The following is an 18,713-nucleotide window of genomic DNA, read 5'->3' on the forward strand; positions in this document are numbered from 1 at the left end:
AGGGAGAGTCAGGCGAGTGGATGGCGGTCGAGCCGCCAGCGGACGCGATCGCCGGCGGTATCGAGAACGACCTTCGGGGGGAGCGGGAGGTCATGGAACGGGGACTCGTTGGAGTCCATCTGGTACCCGGCGGTGTTGGGGTACACCAGCAGGTCACCGACGGCCGGGCGGGCGGACAGGCGCACCTTGCGCCAGGTGACCATGTCGGACTCCAGGCAGGTGGCACCACCGACACAGGCGGCATACGGCTCCGAGACCACAGCGGCGGACAGCAGCACCGGATCCGGCAGATACTCACTGCTGAACCACTGCTCGGACAGGCTGAGACTGCTGCCGTCCACGGTCACGATCCCGTACCCGGCACGGTCCTTGATGCCCTGCACGCGGAACACCGTGCACCCGGCCCGGTCCAGCAACGCGCGCCCGGGTTCCAGCAGCAGTCGCACGCCCGCCTCACGCAGCCGCCCGGCGAGGCCGTCCGCGGCCAGCACCGCGCGCAGCGCGTCGGGACCGGCCACCGGCGAGTGGTACGGGTAGAAGTCCGCCGGAGCGAAGGACTTGCCCGCGTGATAGTGCTCGGGCCGCTGTTCGCGCAGATAGCGCTCCCAGTGCTCGGCGTCCGTGTAGTCGACCGCGAATCCGCCGCCGATGCTGATCCGGTCGGCGCGCAGGCCCAGCGCCCGTGCCTTGAGGCACAAGTCGACGAGTTCAGCGGCGAGTTCGGCTCGAGCTCGCGGGTCGTAGCCGGAAAGATGGAAGGAGAAGCCCTCCATGACGAGGCCGGTGTCCCGGCACCGTACGAGCGCTGTCTCCAACTCCCCCTCATCCAGCCCGAATCGGCTGTGCGGTTGGGCAGGGGGCAGCCTCCGCAGTAGCACCCGCGCCGGGCGCCCGAGGGCGATGATCCGGTCGAGTTCGTCGAGGGCGTCCACCGCGATCAGGCACCCCTGGAGCACGGCGACCCGCAGCAGCCCGTCGGCCTTGGCGGGCCCGGTCACCACGATGTCCTCGCCGCGGACCCCGCACCCGAGGGCATCCCGCAGCTCACCGGCGCTGGCCACATCGACGCCGGTGCCGGTCAGGGCGCAGCGCTCGATCCACGTCGCCGCCTTGTTCGCCTTCTTCGCGTAGTACACGCGCCCCTCCACGCCCGCCTCCGCCAACACCGCCCGGAAAGCGGCGGCGTTGGCGTCGAAGCGGTCGGGCAGCAGCAGATGGAACGGGCCGCCGAGGGCGTACGACAGCTCGTGCGGAAGTCCGCTGCCGAGGATCGCCGCCAGCTCGGGGTCCGGGTGGGCGGGCAAAGGAGGAGCGGCCGAAAGGAAGGCGGACATAGGAGAGGGGGTCACAGGAGAGGGGCTCACTGCCACACCGACACCCGCGTTCCCAGCCCCTGTTCGATGGCGAGCTGAGCGAACCGGTGGCCGAGCGCGATGTCGGTGACCACCAGACCGCTGTTGTACGCGAAGATCCGCTCGTCCGGCGTATGCCGCCCCCGCGCCCGCCCGGCCAGGACCTCGGGGAACTCGGCGTCCACAGGCGGGAAGTTGCCGTCCGCGTCGGTCATGTCGGTGCCGGTGACCTTCATCTGCGCCTCGCTGGTGGCGATGACGCGGTCCGCCCGCTGAAGGGTGGAGGGCGCGATGCCGTGGCCGACGAGGATGGACAGCGCGCCGGGCTTCAGGTCGTCGGACTCCACGGCGGCCGGGGTGTGGTTGCCCGCGGTGGCGACCACGACATCGGCGTCGGCAGCCGCGGCCCGTACGTCCTCCACGACCTCCAACTCCCGCCCAGGGAAGTAGTGCTGGAGCCGCTCCCGCACCGCTGCGAGACCTTCCGGATGGGTGCCGTACACCATGAGCCGGTCCAGGTCGGGCAGCGTGGTGAGCAGGAAGGGCAGCGCCAGTCGCCCCTGCGTCCCGGTGCCGATGACGAGGGCGCTGCGGCTGCCGGGGACCGCGCACTCGCGGGCGAGCAGCGCGGAGACGGCCGGGGTGCGCAGCGAGCCGATGCGGCCGCAGTCCATCATCGCGACCGGCAGGCCGGTGGTGTCGTCGTAGATGGTCAGGGTCGTGTAGTAGTGCTGCTCGTCCCGGCCCTTGCCCAGGCCGTGCTTGTACGACGTCTTGACCGCGACGACGTTCCGGACGCCGTCGCGGCCGAGCATGGCGTACGAGACGGAGTGGCCGTCCTCGGGCTTGACGGTGAGCTTGCGCGGGTTGGCCGACTTGCCGTCGGCGAGGGTGCGGTAGGCCTGCTCGACCACGTCGACGACGTCGGCGAGGGAGATGTCGATGCCGGCCAGGTCGCTGGTGCTGAGAATGCGCAGGCTCTTGTCGGCTGCGGGTATGTGGTGCTGGGTCACTGCTGTTCCCTCCGTGGCGGTGATCAGACGTCGGCGACCAACGCGGCCTGTCCGTAGCCGTGTTCGTCGGCCTCGGCCGACGGGCGGCTGCGGCGGCCGGGGACGCGTACCGAGGCCCGCTTGAGCCAGCGGTCGGTGCCGTCGTAGCGGGCCCGGAACGGGACGCGGCCGTGGACGACCAGGTCGTTGTCGACGACCAGGACGTCACCGGGTTCGAGGCTGACGGCGACCGACACGCGCTCGAGTTCGGCGGTCAGCCGGTCGTAGGCGGCGCGGTGGTCGGCGGGGGCGTCGTCGAGCGGGGTGTAGGCGGGGTCGTAGCGCAGGGTCGGGCCGTCCGGCGACTGCCACAGGGTGGGGATCTTCGGCGGTGGGCCCGCGAAGCCCTGGGCCTCGGTGTAGGCGTCGTCGGGGAGGATCGGGAGTACCGGGCGGGACAGTTGGGCGATGTCGTCCTCGGTGAGGCGGACCTTGCGGATGGAGGCCGCGGTGGTGGCGACGGCGTCGTGGTTGCGCAGGCAGCCAAGCATCAGCAGATGCGCGCGGCCGGGGTGGAAGGCGTCCTCGGTGTGCGGGCTGAGCAGCACGGTGCTGCTGGCGCCGGTCTGCTCCTGCTCGTGTCCGGGCGCGGGCACGATGTTGTGCACGAACCGGCCGTCCTGCTGCCCCTCCCAGGCGATCGGCCGGCCCATCACGGTGGCGAGGAGCAGCAGGAGCACGTCCCACTCGGCCGCCGTGTCGTCGGCGGTGGCCCAACTGGCGGGCGTGGGGCCGATGTCGGTGTCGTCGACGGTCAGGCCGCGCAGGACGAACAGGCCGTCATCGGTGTCGACGGGGCGACAGGCGTGGAGAATCGTTTCGTCAAGATCGGCAGCTGCCTGGGCGACACGTCGGAGGAGTTCGGGCCGGGCGGTCGAACCGCCGGCGTCGGCAAGGATCTTCTGGGCTGCTTCGGTCAGCTCGGCAACGGCGTGCGGGGCGAGCTGACGCAGGGATGCGGCTCCCAAGGGCATGACAGAGACGTCCGTTTCAGGGTGCGGAGTGCGGGCTCTGGGTGGGGGGTGCGGTCTCGTGATGCGCCAACCTGTGAGTCGACTGTGGCAGCGGCGCCTGAAACGTATACCAATCCAGATTAGGTAAGGCAACCCTAACTAGGGCGCTATGCTCCGCAAGACCTCAATGACCTCCCACATGCCAAGACGTGCTTCTGTGCGCGGCCTTGACGCCCCCGAAGCTCCGTAACGAGGACATCACACAGGTTGCCAAAAGGATCTTCTTAGGGTAGGCACACCTAAGCAAAATGCCCCACTCCAGTGGAACGAGGTCGAAAGTGAACCTGAACAGGCGCCAAGTGCTGCTTGCCGGTGGCGGAATAGGCGCGTCCGCGCTTCTCGCCGCCTGCGGCGGCAATGACGAGACCTCGTCCGACTCGCCGGACAAGGCGAACGAAAAGCCGCGGCCCGGTGGCACCCTGCGGGTCGGCGCGCTGGGCCGCGCGTCGGCCATCACCCGTGATCCGCACGGCACGCAGGCCAACGAGAGCGACTACCTGATCATTTCGCTGGTCTACGACACGCTCACCGTGCCGGGCACCAAGCCCAACACCGTGCCGCGGCTCGCGGCCCGTTGGGAGCCCTCGGACGACCTCAAGACCTGGAAGTTCACGATCGCCAAGGGAGCGAAGTTCCACGACGGCTCGGCGGTCACCGCCGAGGACGTCGTCTGGTCGCTGAAGCGGCTGCGCAACACCCCCTCCGGCGCGTCCCGGCTGCCCGGCATCAAGCCGGAGAACATCAAGGCCGAGGGCACCGACACCGTCGTCCTCGTGTCGGACTACGCCAACGCCGAACTGCCGCAGCTGACCCGGCTGACGACCTTCGTCCTGAAGAAGGACACCGCGGAGAAGGACCTCGGCAAGGCGCCCGGCACCGGCCCGTTCAAGCTGGACTGGTTCCGCTCCGGCAACGCCCGTCTGGTGCGCAACGAGGACTGGTACGGCGGTGACGTGTACCTCGACGCCGTCGAGGTCAAGATCTTCGAGAGCCCGCAGGCGATGGCGAACGCGCTGCTTGCCGGGCAGATCGACGTCGCGTCCAACGTCGGAGCGGTGGCGGCCCGTACGGCGGAGAGCCGTAAGGACATCCAGATCGTCCGGCGGCCCAACGACATGGCGATGCCGATCGTGATGCGCACCGCCGACGGACCGTTCGCGGACGCGAAGGTGCGGGAGGCGCTGCGGCTGGCCCTAGACCGTGAGGCCATGGTCAAGCAGGTGCTGTCCGGGTACGGCACGGTCGCCAACGACATCCTCGGCACCGGCGACCCCGCCTACGCCAAGGACATCCCGCAGCGCACCCGCGATCTGGCCAAGGCCAAGTCCCTGCTGGCGGAGGCGAAGTTCGACCTGTCGAAGACGTACGAGCTGCTGACCACCGAGGACGTCCCGGGCCTCGCCGAGGCGGCCACCCTGTTCGCCTCCCAGGTCCGCGAGGCCGGCGTGAAGGTGAAGGTGACCAAGCAGGAGTCAGCCACGTTCTGGGACAAGACCTGGCTCAAGGGCGACCTGTACACCACGTACTGGGGCACGAACGACTCCGTGGTGTTCTTCGCCAGCAAGACCATGGTGTCCGACTCGGGGCAGAACGAGGCGGGTTGGAAGAACGCCGAGTTCGACGCCTCGTACCGCAAGGCCATGGGAACCAAGGACGCGGCCGCTCGCGCGAAGGTGCTGCACGAGCTTCAGCAGATCGAGTTCGACGAGTCCGGCTACCTGCTGTGGGGCATGGCCGACGGCATCGATCTCGCCGCCGCTGCCGTACGCGACCTGCCCACCCTGCCCGGCTATGGGCGCGTCCAGCTCGAGACGGCATGGCTGGCTCGCTGATCCCGGCGACACGGAGCGGGCCGTTCGAGGGCAGCGCGCCCCGGACGGCCCCGGCCGTGTTGCGTACGGTCGCGGCGGTGGCCGGAGTGCTCGCGCGCCGTGCGCTGCTGCTGGCCGTCCTGCTCGCCTTCGTCTTCGCCGCCGTGGAGTTGTTGCCGGGCGACGCGGCCAACGCCACCTCCGAGCGCGGGGAGAGCGCGGCCGACATCGCCGAGCGGCGTCGGCTGCTGGGCCTGGACCAGCCGGTCCTAGAGCGCTTCTGGCACTGGATGACCGGCCTGCCCACCGGGGATCTCGGCACGTCCGCGCGCGGCGAGTCGGTCGCCGAGCTGCTCTCCCGTCCGTTCCCCAACACGCTGCTGCTCGGCGGTCTCGCGCTGCTGGTGACGCTGGTGGCCTCGGTCGCGCTCGGCTGCTGGGCCGCCGCGAAGCCCGGGGGCCCGGTGGACCGTACGGTGTCGGCGAGTGCCACCGGGATCCTCGCGCTGCCCGAGTTCGTGGTCGCGGTGGCCCTGGTGCTGGTGTTCGCGCTGTGGACGGACTGGCTGCCGGCCGTCACGCTCACCGACTCCGACGGCTCGCCCGCCTCCTGGGAGATGCTCGTGCTGCCCGTGCTGGCGCTGGCGATCCCGCAGATCGGCTGGAACACCCGGATCGTCCGGGCGGCGCTCGCCGACGAGGCGAAGGCGCCGCACATCGAGACCGCCGTCCTCGACGGGCTCCCCCGGCACCGTGTCTTCACGCATCACCTGCTGCCCGGGGCACTGCCCACCATCGCCGCCGGACTCGCCACCTCGACCGGGATGCTGCTGGGCGGCGCGGTCGTGGTGGAGACCATCTTCAACTACCCCGGGATCGGCTCGGTCCTGGCCGGAGCGGTCGCCGACCGGGACAGCCCCGTCATCGCGGGTGTCGTCGCCGTCACGGGGGTCGTCATCACCGGCGTGCTGCTGCTCTCCGACCTCATCCGCGCCTGGGCCTCGGGAGGCCGGACATGACCATCACCACCTGGCGCCGTCCGGTCGTCCTGCGCGTGCTGCCCGCGCTGCTGCTCACCGCCCTCGCGCTCGCGGGGCCCTGGCTCGCCCCGCACGCCATCGACGCCCCCATCACCGCCCCGTACGCGGAGCCCGGCGGTGACGCACCGCTCGGCGGCGACCAGTTGGGGCGGGACGTGCTGAGCCGGGTCCTTGCCGGGGGACGTGAACTCGTCGTCACCTCGCTGCTCGTCGCGGTCCTCGTCACCGGTGCGGCGGCACTGCTGGGTGCGGTCAGCGTGCTGCGGCCTGCCGTCGGGCGGATCATCGAGCGGGCCGCGGACGTGCTGATGCTGCTGCCCGCCGTCCTCGGCATCCTGCTGGTCACACTGTCCTGGCCGGACGGCGGACGGCTCGCGGTGGTCACCGCGTCGGTCGTCCTGGGCGTGCCCTACGCGGTGCGACTGGTCGCGGGCGCGGCGGCTCCGGTGGCCGCGTCCGGGTATGTGGAGGCGGCGACGGTCGGCGGTGAACGGCTCTGGTATCTCGTCGTGCGGGAGGTGCTGCCCAATCTGCGGGCCACCCTGCTGGCGCTGTTCGGGCTGCGGTTCGTCGCCGCCGTGTATCTGGTCGCGACGGCCGGTTTCCTCCAGGTGGGACCTCAACCGCCCGCCGCCGACTGGGCGTTGATGATCCGCGAGAACTCCGGCGGCATCGTGCTCAACCCCTGGGCCGTGCTCGCGCCCAGCATCGGCATCGGCCTGCTCGCCATGAGCGTCAACCTGGCGGCCGCCGCCCTCGTCCCCCAGACCGGCCGGAAGGCGGTGCCCGCGCTGTGAACCACATGCCCGACTGGTATCCCGAAGTCCCGGACAAAGAGGACGAGTTCGCGGTCCGGGTCAGCGGCCTGACCGTCGCCGCCCCCGACGGCCGACATCTGCTGGACGCCGCCGGCCTCGACATCCGCCCCGGCCGGATCACCGCCGTCACCGGCCCCTCCGGCTGCGGCAAGACCACCCTGCTCCGGGCCGTCGCCGGCGCCCTGCCGCCCGGCGCGCGCCGCACCGCCGGGACCGTCACCGTCCTCGGCCGCGACCCCCTCACCCTGTCCGCCCCCGACCTGCGCGATCTGCGCCGACACCGTCTCGCCTACGTCGGCCAGGACCCCGCCTCCGCCCTCAACCCGCGGATGAAGGTGCGCCGCCTGCTCGCCGAAGTCGCCGTCGAGCGCGGCAAGGAGGCGATCGAGGCGCTGCTCACCGAGGTCAGGCTGCCCCTGGAGAACGGGCTGGCGGACCGGCGGATCGGCGGGCTGTCGGGCGGCCAGCAGCGCCGGGTGGCGCTCGCCCGGGCGCTGGCCCGCCGCCCTGCCGTGCTGCTGCTCGACGAGCCCACCGCCGGTCTCGACCCGGCGCTGCGCGACGAGATCGCCGACCTGCTGCGGCACCTCGCCGAGAGCCACCGGCTGGCCGTCGCCCTCGCCTGCCACGACCCCGGCCTGGTCGAGCGCCTAGCGGACGACGTGGTGGACCTGACGGGCGCCCGGCCGACGAAGCCGCCGCGCCCGGACGCGGCCCCTCGCGGTCCGGTGCCGTCCGACGCCCCGGCCGTGCTCACCGTCTCCGGCCTGCACGCGGCCTACGCACACCGGGGCCGCCGTACGCCCGTCCTGCACGGCATCGATCTCGCCGTCCCGGCCGGAACCAGCATCGGCGTCGTCGGGGCCTCCGGCTCCGGCAAGACCACGCTGCTGCGCACGCTCGTCGGCCTGCATCGCCCCACCGCGGGCAGCGTCACCCTGGACGGCATCCGCCTGGGCCCCACCGCCCGGCGCCGCTCCCGGGAACAGCGGCGTCGGCTGCAACTCGTCCCGCAGGACCCGCTGGGCACGCTCAACCCGAGCCGCACCATCGGGGCCACCCTGCGCCGCCCCCTGCTGCTGCACGGCCGCGCGGACCGGGCCGGGGCACCCGACCGGGTCCTGGAACTCCTGGACAGCGTCGGCCTCCCGGCGGCCTTCGCCGACCGCTACCCCCACGAACTCTCCGGGGGCCAGCGGCAGCGCGCCGCCATCGCCCGCGCCCTCGCGGCCGACCCGGATGTGCTGATGTGCGACGAGGTGACGTCCGCGCTCGACGGGGACACGGCGGTCGCCGTCATGGACCTGCTGGCGGAACTGCGCGAGAGCCGCGGCCTGTCCCTGGTCCTGGTCAGCCACGACCTGCGCCTGGTCGCCGACCGGACGGACGGGCTGGTGGTCATGTCCGACGGTCACGCCGTCGAGTCGGGACCGACGGCACAGCTGTTCGCGTCCCCGTCCCATCCGGTGACGGCGGCGCTGGCGACGGGGGTTCCGCTGGGGAACTGAGATCACGGGGCTGGGCGTCGTATGAGATCTATGAGTCCTGTGAGTCCTGTGAGACCGGCCCTGAGTACCTGGTTCCGCCCGCGCGGCGCGTGGGTCGCGAGCGTGCTCGTCGCCTGTGTGCTGACGTTTCACGCCGTCGTACCGAACCGGGTCGGCCGGCTGGGCAGTCTGCTGGAGACCTTCCTGCCCTGGCTCGGTCTGGCCGTCCCGGTCCTGGCGGGCGTGGCGCTGCTACGGCGGTCACCTGTCGCGCTCGCGGCGGTGCTGCCGCCGCTGGCTGCCTGGCTGGCTCTCTTCGGCGGGCTGCTGCTCCCCCGGTCGGATGAGGCGTACGACCTCACGGCGGTGCAGCACAACGTCAGCGACGTGAACCCCGACCCCGCCGGAACCGCCCGCACCCTGCTGCGGGCGGACGCCGACCTGATCGCCCTCGAAGAGGTGACGCCGTCCCACGCAAGGGAGTTCACAGCCGCCCTCGGCTACCCGCACCACGCCGTCATGGGCACGGTCGGCCTGTGGTCCAGGTACCCGCTCACCGACGTCCGTGCCGTCGACATCAGACCGACCGGCGTGGGGACGGACTGGAACCGCGGCCTACGGGCCACGGCCGCGACCCCGTCGGGCGAGGTCGCGGTCTACGTCGCACACCTCCCCTCCGTCCGCCTCGGCGCCGGCTTCGACACCGCACTCCGGGACGAGAGCGCGGCCCTGCTCAGCCGCGCACTGGACGCGGAGCCACTGCCGGACCTGCTCCTGCTCGGCGACCTCAACAGCACGGTCGACGACCGCGGACTGGACCCGGTGCGCGCACACGTGAGCGCACCGCGCAGGGGATTGGCATTCAGCTGGCCCGCGTCCTTCCCCCTGGCCAGGATCGACCAGATCCTGGCCAGAGACGCGACGGTCACCCGCATCTGGACACTGCCGGACACGGGCAGCGACCATGTGCCGGTCGCCGCCCGCATCCGGCTGTGAGGGCTACTACCGCGCCCCAAAGGGGCGCGGGGCTGTGTCGATTTGCGGCTACCGCCGCGTGGGCGCGATCAACCCCCACCGGCCCGCGGGTTGATCACCGTGCTTTCAGCGGAGCGCTTACGCGCTCACGTCGCCGTAGGCCGACGCGAGGCCGCCGTCGCCTCGCCTACGTCGGAGATCGGCCGCAGCCGATACGTGTACGCATAGTCCCGGTCGGCGAACAGCTTGAACTCGTCGTGCGTGTGCGCGCCCCAGCTGTTGTCGCCGCCCACGCCCATCTGCCGGTGGTTCACGCGCAGGACGACCTCCTCACGCGGCGTGAGCTGGTAGTCGTGGCGTGCGCCGATCGACAGGTCCTCCGGGGTGAAGTGGGAGGCGCTGACCTCCAGGAGGGGTTCGCCGCTGACGAGGAGCCCGTTGCCGCGCCGGTCGGTCAGCGCGAACCAGCGGACGTCGGTCTTGTTGCCGTTCTCCTGCGGCCGGATGTACGGGGTCCACTGCCCGTCGACGGTCCCGGAGTACAGGCCCACGTCGGTGCCGTTGTTGCGGTCCCAGTGGTTCTCCTCGGGACCACGCCCGTAGTAATGAACACGGTCCAGCCGCCCCGGCAGGAACAGCATGCTGCCGACCTCCGGGATGTACGGCAGGCTCGACGCGCCCGGATGCAGCGTGTGGTCGACCTTGATCTCGCCGTTTCCGAACACGGTGTAGGTGGTGGTGTACGTCGACTCGACCGATGTCGGCAGGGTGCCGCTGACCTTGATCTCGACAGCCCTGCCCTGGAGTTCCCGCACACCGACGTCCGTGACCTTGCGGTTCGCGCCCGCGTCCCGCCAGGTCTGGTTGCGGATGTGCTGGCTGTTGCCCTTGTCGTTGTCGGTCGGCGCCCGCCAGAAGTTGGGCACGGGCCCGGAGCTGATGAGCCGGGCGCCCCGGGACTCGTAGGAGGTGATGAGGCCGCTGCCCTTGTCGACGGTGACCGAGAAGCCCTTGCCGGTCACCTTCACGGAAGCGGTTCCGTCCTCGTGACGCAGCTCGGGCACGCTCGCCAGCGGCACCGGCGTCACGGCCGGACTGCCCGCGTCCAGGGGCAGTTGCTGCTTGGCCACCTCGAAACCGGCCTTCGCCCACTTCGTGGCTTCCTTGGTGGTGAAGGACAGCTGCAGGAAGTACTCAGCGCCCGGCGCCGGGTTCGCCGGCAGCCGTACGGGCACGGTGATCTTCTTCTCGGACAGCGGCGGTACGTCGAGCTGCGCGCGGGTCAGCTTCCCCCGCTGGACGACCTTGCCGTCACCGATGAGCATCCAAGTGCCGTCGAATTCACGGAGGTTGGTGAAGAGGTTCTCGTTGATGAGCGTCACCGCTCCCGGACCGCCGCTCGCGGTGACGTTGATCGCCTGGTAGGCGTGCTTCACCTCGGCGGCCTTGCCGGTGTGGCCGCGGTCGGCGGTGACGATGCCGTCCGCGACGAAGTTCCCGTCGTTGGGGTTGTCGCCCCAGTCGCCGCCGTACGCGAAGAAGGTCTTCTCCGGCGACCGCTTCTCGGCGAAGCCGACGGTGGCGGCGTCGAACCAGAACCGCACGCCCTCGTCACCGGGACCACGGCTGCCGGAGGCGATTTCGGCGGCGGTGAGGGCGCGGGCGTAGACGCGGGCGCGGCGGATCGTGCCGCTGAACTCGCGGGTCCAGTTGTCGACGTCGGTGGCGAGGGAGAGCGGCGCGGTGTTGCTGCTGGGCTTGCGTGTGGTGGTGCGGGTGGCCCGTACCACGCCGTCGACGTAGAGGGTGAGCGTGCCGGCGTCGGCGTCGAAAACGCCTGCGACGTGATGCTCCTTGCCGGTCCAGTCCGCGGGGGCCGGCCAGCTGGCCGTGATCCACTGGCCGCCGCCGTGGATGAAGAACTCGATGTTCTTGTTGGTCTGCTTGAGCGCGTACTGGGTGTCGCCCTTGGCGAGGATCGGCTGGTGGTACCCGGTCACGTGAGGGGTGATCCACGCTTCCAGGGTGAGCGAGCCGGTGAGGTCGAGGGAGGCGTCGCGGGCGAAGACGGTTCCGCCGTAGACGCCCTTGTCACGGTCGAAGGTGCCGCTGGGAGCGAGGATCTCGCCCTTCAGCTTCTTCGGCCCGGAGTCGGTGAACAGCTTGCGCGTGGGGGTGGGCCAGGACACGGACTGGTCCATGAAGTCCCAGATCCAGCCGCCCTGGAGGACGTCGTAGCGGCGGATGATGTCCCAGTACTTCTTGAAGTTGCCGTTCGAGTTCCCCATGGCGTGCGAGTACTCGATCATGACGTACGGCCGCGTGTCGGCGGTGTCCTTCGCGCGCGCCTCCACGCGCGCGGGGCTCTCGTACATCTCGGAGCGGATGTCGCTGACGCCGGGGCGGTCGTCGCCCTCGTACTGGATGACGCGGGTCGTGTCGTACGAGCGGATCCAGTTGTACATGTTGACGAAGGTGCTGCCGGCGCCCGCCTCGTTGCCGAGCGACCAGATGACGACCGACGCGTGGTTCTTGTCCCGGTGGACCATGTTCTGGGCGCGGGCCACGCAGGCCTCGCTCCAGTCGGCGTGGTCGCCCGGGTATTCGTCGCGGACGCCGTGGGTCTCGAGGTTGGTCTCGTCGACGATGTACAGGCCGTATTCGTCGGCGAGTTCGAGCCAGAGCGGGTTGTCCGGGTAGTGCGAGGTCCGGACGGTGTTCATGTTCATCCGCTTGATGACCTCGATGTCCAGGACCATGTCCGCGCGGGTGAGCGCGGTGCCGCGGTCCGGGTGCATCTCGTGCCGGTTGGTGCCGCGGAAGGAGACGGGCTTGCCGTTGATGCGCATCAGCCCGTCCTTGAGCGCGAACTCACGGAAGCCGACGCGGTGGGAAAGGGTTTCGATCACCTTTCCGGCGGGGTCGCGCAGCCGCAGGACGGCGGTGTAGAGGTTCGGGTGCTCCGCCGACCACAACTCGGTTGCCGGTACGGCCTTTTGAGCCTGTACGGTCGCGTCCTCGCCCACCGGGCCGACGTCGACGGTCTGCTGCAGGGGCCGGGACCAGACGGCGTGGCCCCGGTCGTCGTACAGCTGCGTCTCGACGGTGTACCGGCCGCCGCCCGCGGAGCCGTACGCCCGCACGCTCGCCGTCACCGACAGCTCGGCCGCCGTGTAGTCGTCGCTCAGCGGGGTGTCCAGCTTGAAGTCGCGCAGGTGCACGGCCGGGGTGGAGTACAGGTAGACCGAGCGGAAGATGCCGCTCAGCCGGATCATGTCCTGGTCTTCCAGCCAGTCGCCGTCGGAGTAGCGGTACACCTCCACGGCGATCTGGTTGGTGCCGGGCTTCAGGTACTCGGTGATGTCGTACTCGGCGGGGGTGAAGGAGTCCTCGTGGTAGCCGACCAGTTCACCGTTGATCCACACATAGTGGGCGGACTTGACGCCCTCGAAGTGCAGGAAGGTCCGCCGGCCCGCCCAGTCCTTCGGGACCGTGAAGGTGCGCCGGTACTGGCCGACCGGGTTGTAACGGGTCGGGGCGGCCGGGGGCTGCGGCTCCTCCCCCAGGCCGTTGGGTCCCCACCAGGGGTAGGTGATGTTGACGTAGATCGGGAAGTCGTAACCGTGCAGCTGCCAGACCGACGGGACGGGCAGGGTGTCCCAGTCCTTGTCGTCGACGTCGGTGCGGTAGAAGTCGGCGTTCCGGTCGTCGGGGCGGTCGGCGTAGGCGAACTTCCAGGTGCCGTCGAGGCCCTGCCGGTACGGCGAGCGGGTGCGGTCGGCGGCCAGGGCCTGTCTCACGTCCGCGTACGGCATGAGGGTGGTGTGCGGCGGCTCGGTGCCGAGCCGGAAGAGGGCGATGTTGCCGTTCCACTCGGGAGTGGCGTCCGGTGCGGCACGCCTGGTTGACGCCTGGGCCGGCGCGGACGACAGGGCGAGGGCGCCGAGGACGGCGGCGGACGACTCGAGGAGACGGCGGCGGCTGATGACCGGCCGTTCGGCGGGAGATGCGGGAGAGAGGGGAGAGGAGTGCTGGTGCGCGTGCGGGTGCGGCATGACCGAGACCTTCCTCAGAACGACAGTGCGCTGCACCTACTGGGTGCTTGCGTCGGATCCTGTCCATATCACTAGGTTCCGAACGCCTCAGAAGCAACATTCCTGTCGGACTTTGTTGAGTCCTGATCGGACATCAGTCGGGCGTCACAGCAAGGGAGTTCGAAACTCCAGTCGTGCCGTCGTCTCCATCAGCGACACGGTGAACGGGTGCTCCGGCGCGGTCAGGATCTGGTCGGCCGGGCCTTGCTCGACCAGCTCGCCCGCGTCCAGTACGGCGATGCGGTGGGCCAGGCGTGCGGTGTCCAGGTCGTGGGTGATCAGGACGAGGGAGAGGTCGTCGCGGTCGCGCAGGAGCCCTTCGAGGACGTCGAGGATGCCGCGCCGGGTGACCGTGTCCAGGCCCGAGGTGATCTCGTCGCAGATCAGCACTCGGGGGTGCGCGAGCAGCGCCCGGGCCAGGGCCGCGCGCTGGAGCTCGCCGCCGGACAGCTGCGGCGGGCGTCGCCGGGCCAGATCGGGGGCGAGGCCGAGTCCGGAGAGTGTCGTCAGGGCCTCCTCCTCGGCCGTGCGCGGGTCGATGCCGCGCAGGCGTACGGCCGTCCGGGCGACCTGGTCGAGGACCGGCCGGTACTCGTCGAAGGCGGCCCGCGCGTCCTGGAAGACGTACTGGACAGCCCTCAGCCGATCCCGGTCGCGGTGGCGGAGGCTGCGCGGCAGCGGGGTGCCGTCGAGGTCGATCTCGCCGTCGTGGTCGCGGTGGAGTCCGGCCAGGCAGCGGGCGAGGGTGGTCTTGCCGCTGCCGGAGCGGCCGACGACGGCCAGGCACTCACCGGGGTGGACGGTGAGGCCGGGGGTGCGCAGGACGGTGCTCCTGCCGTGACGGGCGGTCAGGTCGCGGACGCGGAGGACGGGTTCCGTCGTGTCCTCGGCGGGATACTCCTGCGGGGCCGGGGGCCGGGCGTCGAGAAGTTGGCGGGTCCACTCGTGCCGGGGTGCGAGCCAGAGCCGTTCGGCCGGGCCCGACTCCACGACCCGGCCCGCCTTCATGACCAGGACCTCGTCGGCGAGCGTGCGCACCACGTCCAGGTCGTGACTGAGCAGCACGACCGCGATACCGCGTGCCGCGACCGCCGCCAGTTCGTCGACGATCCGGGCCTTGGTCAACGCGTCCTGCCCGGTGGTGGGTTCGTCCGCGACGATCACCCGGGCGCCGAGCAGAAGGGCCTGCGCGAGGACGACGCGTTGCTGCTGGCCGCCGGAGAGCTGGTGCGGGTAGCGTCGCAACAGGGGCTCGGCGTCCGGGAGTTGGGCGTCGGAGAGGGCGCGGAGGACCCGTTCGCGGGCGGCAGCCCTGCGCTGGGCACGCGGCAGGTCGCGTACCTGCGTGCGGGCGATGTCGGTCAGCAGCGCCGAGACCCGGCGCGCGGGGTTGAGGACGGCGGCGGGGTGCTGCGGTACGTAGCCGACGTTCCCCGAGACGCGTACGTCGCCGGTGACGCGGGCCGCGGACGGGTACTCCCCGAGCAGCGCGAGCCCTGTCGTGGTCTTGCCGCTTCCGGAGGCGCCGACCAGCGCCGTCACCCGTCCGGGCAGGACCCGCAGGTGCACGCCGTCCACGATCGCCCTGCCGTCGATCTCCACGCGCAGGTCGCGGACCTCGGCGACGGGAGTGTCACGCTCACTCACAAAGATCGTTCCTTCTCTCGCTTCCGCAGAGGCAGGTCTCGCTTCTCCAGCGCCGCGTCGAAGAGCAGGTTGCTGCCCATCGTCAGCGCGACGATCAGCAGCGCGGGCACCACCACGGCCCAGGGCTGCACGAACAGTCCGGTGCGGTTGCGGTCGACCATGACCGCCCAGTCCGCCGCGTCCGGCGCGACCCCGACACCGAGGAACGCCGCCGTGGCCACCAGGTACAGCACGCCGGTGAGCCGGATGCCCGCGTCGGCGGCGAGCGTGCGCAGCATCGACCGGCCGACGTATCCGACGGCCGTACGCCACCACGTCTCGCCCTGCATCCGCAGCGCCTCCACGGCCGGACGCGCGGCGGCCTCCGCCGCGGCGGCCCGCACGATCCGCGCCGCGTCGGGCACGTTGACCAGCGCGACCAGCAGCGCGAGCCCGGCCGCGCCCGGCGTGAACACCGACGCCACCAGCAGGATCAGCAGCAGCGACGGCACCGCGAGCAGCACGTCCAGCGGCCGCATCAGCGTCTCCTCCAGCCAGCGGCGGTGGGTGAGCGCGCTGACGAGCCCGACCGGCAGCGCGACCAGATAGGCCAGCGCGGTGGCCGCGAGCGCGGTCAGAACGACCGGTCGTCCACCGTGCAGCACCTGCTGCCAGACATCCCGGCCCACGAAGTCGGTGCCGAGCCAGTGCCCGTCGCCGAGTGTGAACGACGGGGCGCGCGGGCCCGGTTCGCCCGCGAACAGCGGCCCGAGGAGGGCGAGGACCAGGGGTACGGCGATGACCGCGATACCCAGGACGTAGCGCCGGGCCTTCACGCGGCCACCCCCGCCCGTGGGGTCAGCCGATGGGCGACCAGGTCCGCACCCAGATTCAGTACGACGGTCAGGACACCGAAGACGACGGCGAGCCCCTGCACCACCGGTACGTCGCGTTCGGCGACGGCGTTGAGCAGGACCGTCCCGAGTCCGGGGATCACGTACAGGGCCTCCACGACGATGACGCCGCACAGCAGCCAGTCGATGGTGCGGGCGAGTTGCTGCGCGGCCGGGGCGAGCGCATTGGGCAAGGCGTGTGTGTAGCGGATGCGGGCGCCCGGGACGCCGTAGCGGCGGGCGTGGGCCGCGTACGGGGCGGCCAGCGCGTCGACCATGCCGGCGCGGACCAGGCGAGCGATGGAGCACACCGGCCGGGACAGGAGGACCAGGACGGGCAGCACCAGTGCGGCCGGGTGGGCGAGCAGGTCGGTGCCGTAGCCGACGGCGGTCGGTGGCAGCCAGCCCAGTCGGAGCGCGAAGACGGTGATCAGGAGGACGCCCAGGGCGAATTCGGGAACCGCGTACACGGCGAGCGTCACCGAGCTGACCAGCCGGTCGACGAGCCGCCCCTCGTGCCGGGCGGCCAGCACGCCGAGCCCGAAGCCGATCGGAATCAGCAGCGCGACGGTGAGGCCGGCCAGCAGCAGGGTGGGCCCGAAGCCGTCCGAGATGTACTGCCCGACCGGCCGCCCGGAGGTGAGGGACGTGCCGAAGTCGCCGTGCAGCAGCCCGGACGCCCAGTCGAGCAGCCGCTCGTACGCCGGGCGGTCCAGGTCCATCGCCTCACGGATGGCGGTGATCCGGGCCGGGTCGGGCTGGTCACCGGCGAGGGCGACCGCGGCGTCGCCCGGCAGGGCCTCGGTGAGCGCGAAGACCAGCAGCACGACCGCCACGGTTTGGGCTGCGCCGAGGATGAGGCGCCGGGCGACGAAGGTTGTGCCGGGGTATGCCGTCTGTCGGCTGCTGCGCCGTCGTGGCTTGTCGCGCAGTTCCCCGCGCCCCTTCGGGGCGCTGCCGCCCTGCTTGCTTCTCACGCCAGCCAGACCTTGTCGAAGCGGGCCCAGTCGAGGGAGTTGGCGGGGGCGTTTGTCTCGACGCCCTTGACGTTCTTGGCGGTTCCGAGGATCCAGTCGGCGAAGCCCCAGATCAGGAAGCCGCCCTCGGAGTACAGCCGGCGCTGCATGCGCTCGTACACGGCGGCTCGCTCGGTCTTGTCCCGCGTGGACTGTGCTTGCTGGTAGAGCGCGTCGAAGTCCTTGTGCTGCCACTTGGTCGCGTTGGTGCTGGAGTCGGTGAGCAGACGCTGCGAGATGTGGGCCTCGATGGGCATGGCGCCGGAGCGGTAGCAGCACAGGGTGCCGGAGTCGAGGATGTCGGCCCAGTACGTGTCCTTGCTGCCCATCTTCACGTCGACGGTGACGCCCGCCTTCGCGGCCTGGTCGCGGAAGATGCTGGCGGCCTCGGTGAATCCGGCGGCGACGGCGGAGGTGTCGAGGCTGACCTTCAGCTTCTCGGCGCCGGCCTGCTTCAGCAGGGCACGCGCCTTGTCGAGGTCCTGCTCGCGCTGCGGGAGGCCGTCGGCGTAGTACTCGTATCCCTTGCCGAACAGGTCGTTGCCGACCTCGCCCGCGCCGGACAGCGCGCCGTCGACGAGTTCCTGCCGGTCGGCGATGAGGAAGAACGCCTGCCGGACCCGCTTGTCGTCGAAGGGCGCCCGGTCGGTCTTCATCGCGAAGCCCTGCATGGCGCTGTTGCGCAGCCGCACGATCTCGATCTGCCCCCTGCCCTCGTGCGCGCGGCCGGTCGTGGGGTTGAGTTCGTGGGCGTACTCGACCTGGCCGCCGAGGAGCGCGTTGACGCGCGCGGACTCCTCGTTGGCGACGACGAATTCGAGCTCGTCGAGGTGCGGGGCGCCCTCCCAGTAGTCCTCGTAGCGGCGGAAGACGGCCGACCGTCCGGGCGCGAAGGACACGAAGCGGAAGGGGCCGGAGCCGATCGGCTTCTTGTCGAACTCGGTCGCCCCGTCCGGGACGATGTACGCGCCGAACGCGGCCAGGACGTTGGGCAATTCGGCGGTCGGCCGCTTCAGCACGAACTCGATGCGCGTCTCGCTCGTGGCGCGGCTGGCGTCGAGGTCGATGGGCTCCAGGGACGCCTTGGCGCGGAATGCCTGCTTCGGGTCGGCGATCCGGCGGTAGCTGTAGAGGACGTCCTTCGCGGTGACGGGCTTGCCGTCGTGGAAGGTGGCCTTGCGCAATGTGACATACCACTTGTCGAGGGCCTTGTTGGACTCCCACTTCTCGGCGAGGCGGGGCCGCGCCGACAGATCGGCACCGTAGTCGGCGAGCTTGTCGAAGAGGGCCTTGGCGCGGGCCACGTCGGCGAACAGGTTGGCCAGGTGCGGGTCCAGGGTCTCGCTGGCGCCGCCGCCCGCGAACGCGGCCCGCAGCCGCCCGCCCTGCTTCGGCTTGCCGTCACCCGCACCCGTACCGGCGCTGTCGTCGGAGGAACCGCAGCCGGTGAGCGCGAGCGCACCGAGCGAGGCGGCACCGGTGGCGGCGAGGAAGCCGCGGCGGCGCAGACCGGGAAAGCGTTCGTCGTCCATGTGT

13 protein-coding genes are annotated in these 18,713 nt (G+C 71.1%); 5 read left to right on the plus strand and 8 right to left on the minus strand.

Annotated features, from left to right (window positions below; translation table 11 throughout):
- Nucleotides 1–8 precede the first annotated feature (8 nt).
- Genes AB0I98_RS00590 through AB0I98_RS00600 form a run of 3 tightly spaced genes read right to left on the minus strand, consistent with a single transcriptional unit; the run spans nt 9 to nt 3,378 of the window.
- Complete coding sequence (locus AB0I98_RS00590) at nt 9–1,334, minus strand: Y4yA family PLP-dependent enzyme (RefSeq protein ID WP_362933074.1); 1,326 nt, start codon at nt 1,332–1,334, stop codon at nt 9–11.
- Nucleotides 1,335–1,360: 26 nt separating this feature from the next.
- The gene (locus tag AB0I98_RS00595; RefSeq protein WP_362933077.1) at nt 1,361–2,365 is read right to left on the minus strand and encodes an ornithine cyclodeaminase family protein; all 1,005 of its coding nucleotides are present in this window, start codon (nt 2,363–2,365) and stop codon (nt 1,361–1,363) included.
- A 23-nt stretch (nt 2,366–2,388) separates the two neighbouring features.
- Nucleotides 2,389–3,378 carry a TauD/TfdA family dioxygenase gene (locus tag AB0I98_RS00600; RefSeq protein WP_362933080.1) on the minus strand — a complete coding sequence of 330 codons (990 nt, stop codon included), beginning with the start codon at nt 3,376–3,378 and terminating at the stop codon, nt 2,389–2,391.
- A gap of 317 nt (nt 3,379–3,695) precedes the next feature.
- Here AB0I98_RS00600 and AB0I98_RS00605 point away from each other — a divergent pair, with 317 nt between their 5' ends.
- Genes AB0I98_RS00605 through AB0I98_RS00625 form a run of 5 tightly spaced genes read left to right on the plus strand, consistent with a single transcriptional unit; the run spans nt 3,696 to nt 9,569 of the window.
- The gene (locus tag AB0I98_RS00605) at nt 3,696–5,249 is read left to right on the plus strand and encodes an ABC transporter substrate-binding protein (protein ID WP_362933083.1); all 1,554 of its coding nucleotides are present in this window, start codon (nt 3,696–3,698) and stop codon (nt 5,247–5,249) included.
- The gene (locus AB0I98_RS00610; protein WP_362933086.1) at nt 5,234–6,247 is read left to right on the plus strand and encodes an ABC transporter permease; all 1,014 of its coding nucleotides are present in this window, start codon (nt 5,234–5,236) and stop codon (nt 6,245–6,247) included. The genes AB0I98_RS00605 and AB0I98_RS00610 overlap by 16 nt, the downstream gene beginning before the upstream one ends.
- Nucleotides 6,244–7,065, plus strand: coding sequence for an ABC transporter permease subunit (locus tag AB0I98_RS00615; protein ID WP_362933089.1), 822 nt, complete (start codon nt 6,244–6,246; stop codon nt 7,063–7,065). The genes AB0I98_RS00610 and AB0I98_RS00615 overlap by 4 nt, the downstream gene beginning before the upstream one ends.
- A gap of 5 nt (nt 7,066–7,070) precedes the next feature.
- Nucleotides 7,071–8,594, plus strand: a complete 1,524-nt coding sequence (locus AB0I98_RS00620; RefSeq protein WP_362933092.1) for an ATP-binding cassette domain-containing protein — start codon at nt 7,071–7,073, stop codon at nt 8,592–8,594.
- A 48-nt stretch (nt 8,595–8,642) separates the two neighbouring features.
- Entirely contained in the window at nt 8,643–9,569 is a 927-nt protein-coding gene (locus tag AB0I98_RS00625; protein ID WP_362933095.1) for an endonuclease/exonuclease/phosphatase family protein, read from the plus strand.
- Between the two features lie 125 nt (nt 9,570–9,694).
- Here the strand turns inward: AB0I98_RS00625 and AB0I98_RS00630 are convergent, their stop codons facing one another.
- The 5 genes from AB0I98_RS00630 to AB0I98_RS00650 form a co-directional block, all read right to left on the minus strand.
- Nucleotides 9,695–13,603 (minus strand): glycoside hydrolase family 2 TIM barrel-domain containing protein, encoded by a 3,909-nt coding sequence (locus AB0I98_RS00630; RefSeq protein ID WP_362933098.1) that lies wholly within the window; start codon nt 13,601–13,603, stop codon nt 9,695–9,697.
- 144 nt (nt 13,604–13,747) lie between these two features.
- Nucleotides 13,748–15,289, minus strand: a complete 1,542-nt coding sequence (locus tag AB0I98_RS00635) for an ATP-binding cassette domain-containing protein (protein ID WP_362933101.1) — start codon at nt 15,287–15,289, stop codon at nt 13,748–13,750.
- Nucleotides 15,286–16,104 (minus strand): ABC transporter permease subunit, encoded by an 819-nt coding sequence (locus AB0I98_RS00640; RefSeq protein ID WP_362933104.1) that lies wholly within the window; start codon nt 16,102–16,104, stop codon nt 15,286–15,288. Before AB0I98_RS00640 ends, AB0I98_RS00635 begins: the two co-directional genes overlap by 4 nt.
- Complete coding sequence (locus AB0I98_RS00645; RefSeq protein ID WP_362933752.1) at nt 16,101–17,093, minus strand: ABC transporter permease; 993 nt, start codon at nt 17,091–17,093, stop codon at nt 16,101–16,103. The genes AB0I98_RS00640 and AB0I98_RS00645 overlap by 4 nt, the downstream gene beginning before the upstream one ends.
- Before the next feature lie 41 nt (nt 17,094–17,134).
- Nucleotides 17,135–18,709, minus strand: coding sequence for an ABC transporter substrate-binding protein (locus AB0I98_RS00650; RefSeq protein ID WP_362933107.1), 1,575 nt, complete (start codon nt 18,707–18,709; stop codon nt 17,135–17,137).
- Nucleotides 18,710–18,713 lie beyond the last annotated feature (4 nt).

Source organism: Streptomyces sp. NPDC050211 (assembly GCF_040656035.1).
Lineage (GTDB): Bacteria > Actinomycetota > Actinomycetes > Streptomycetales > Streptomycetaceae > Streptomyces.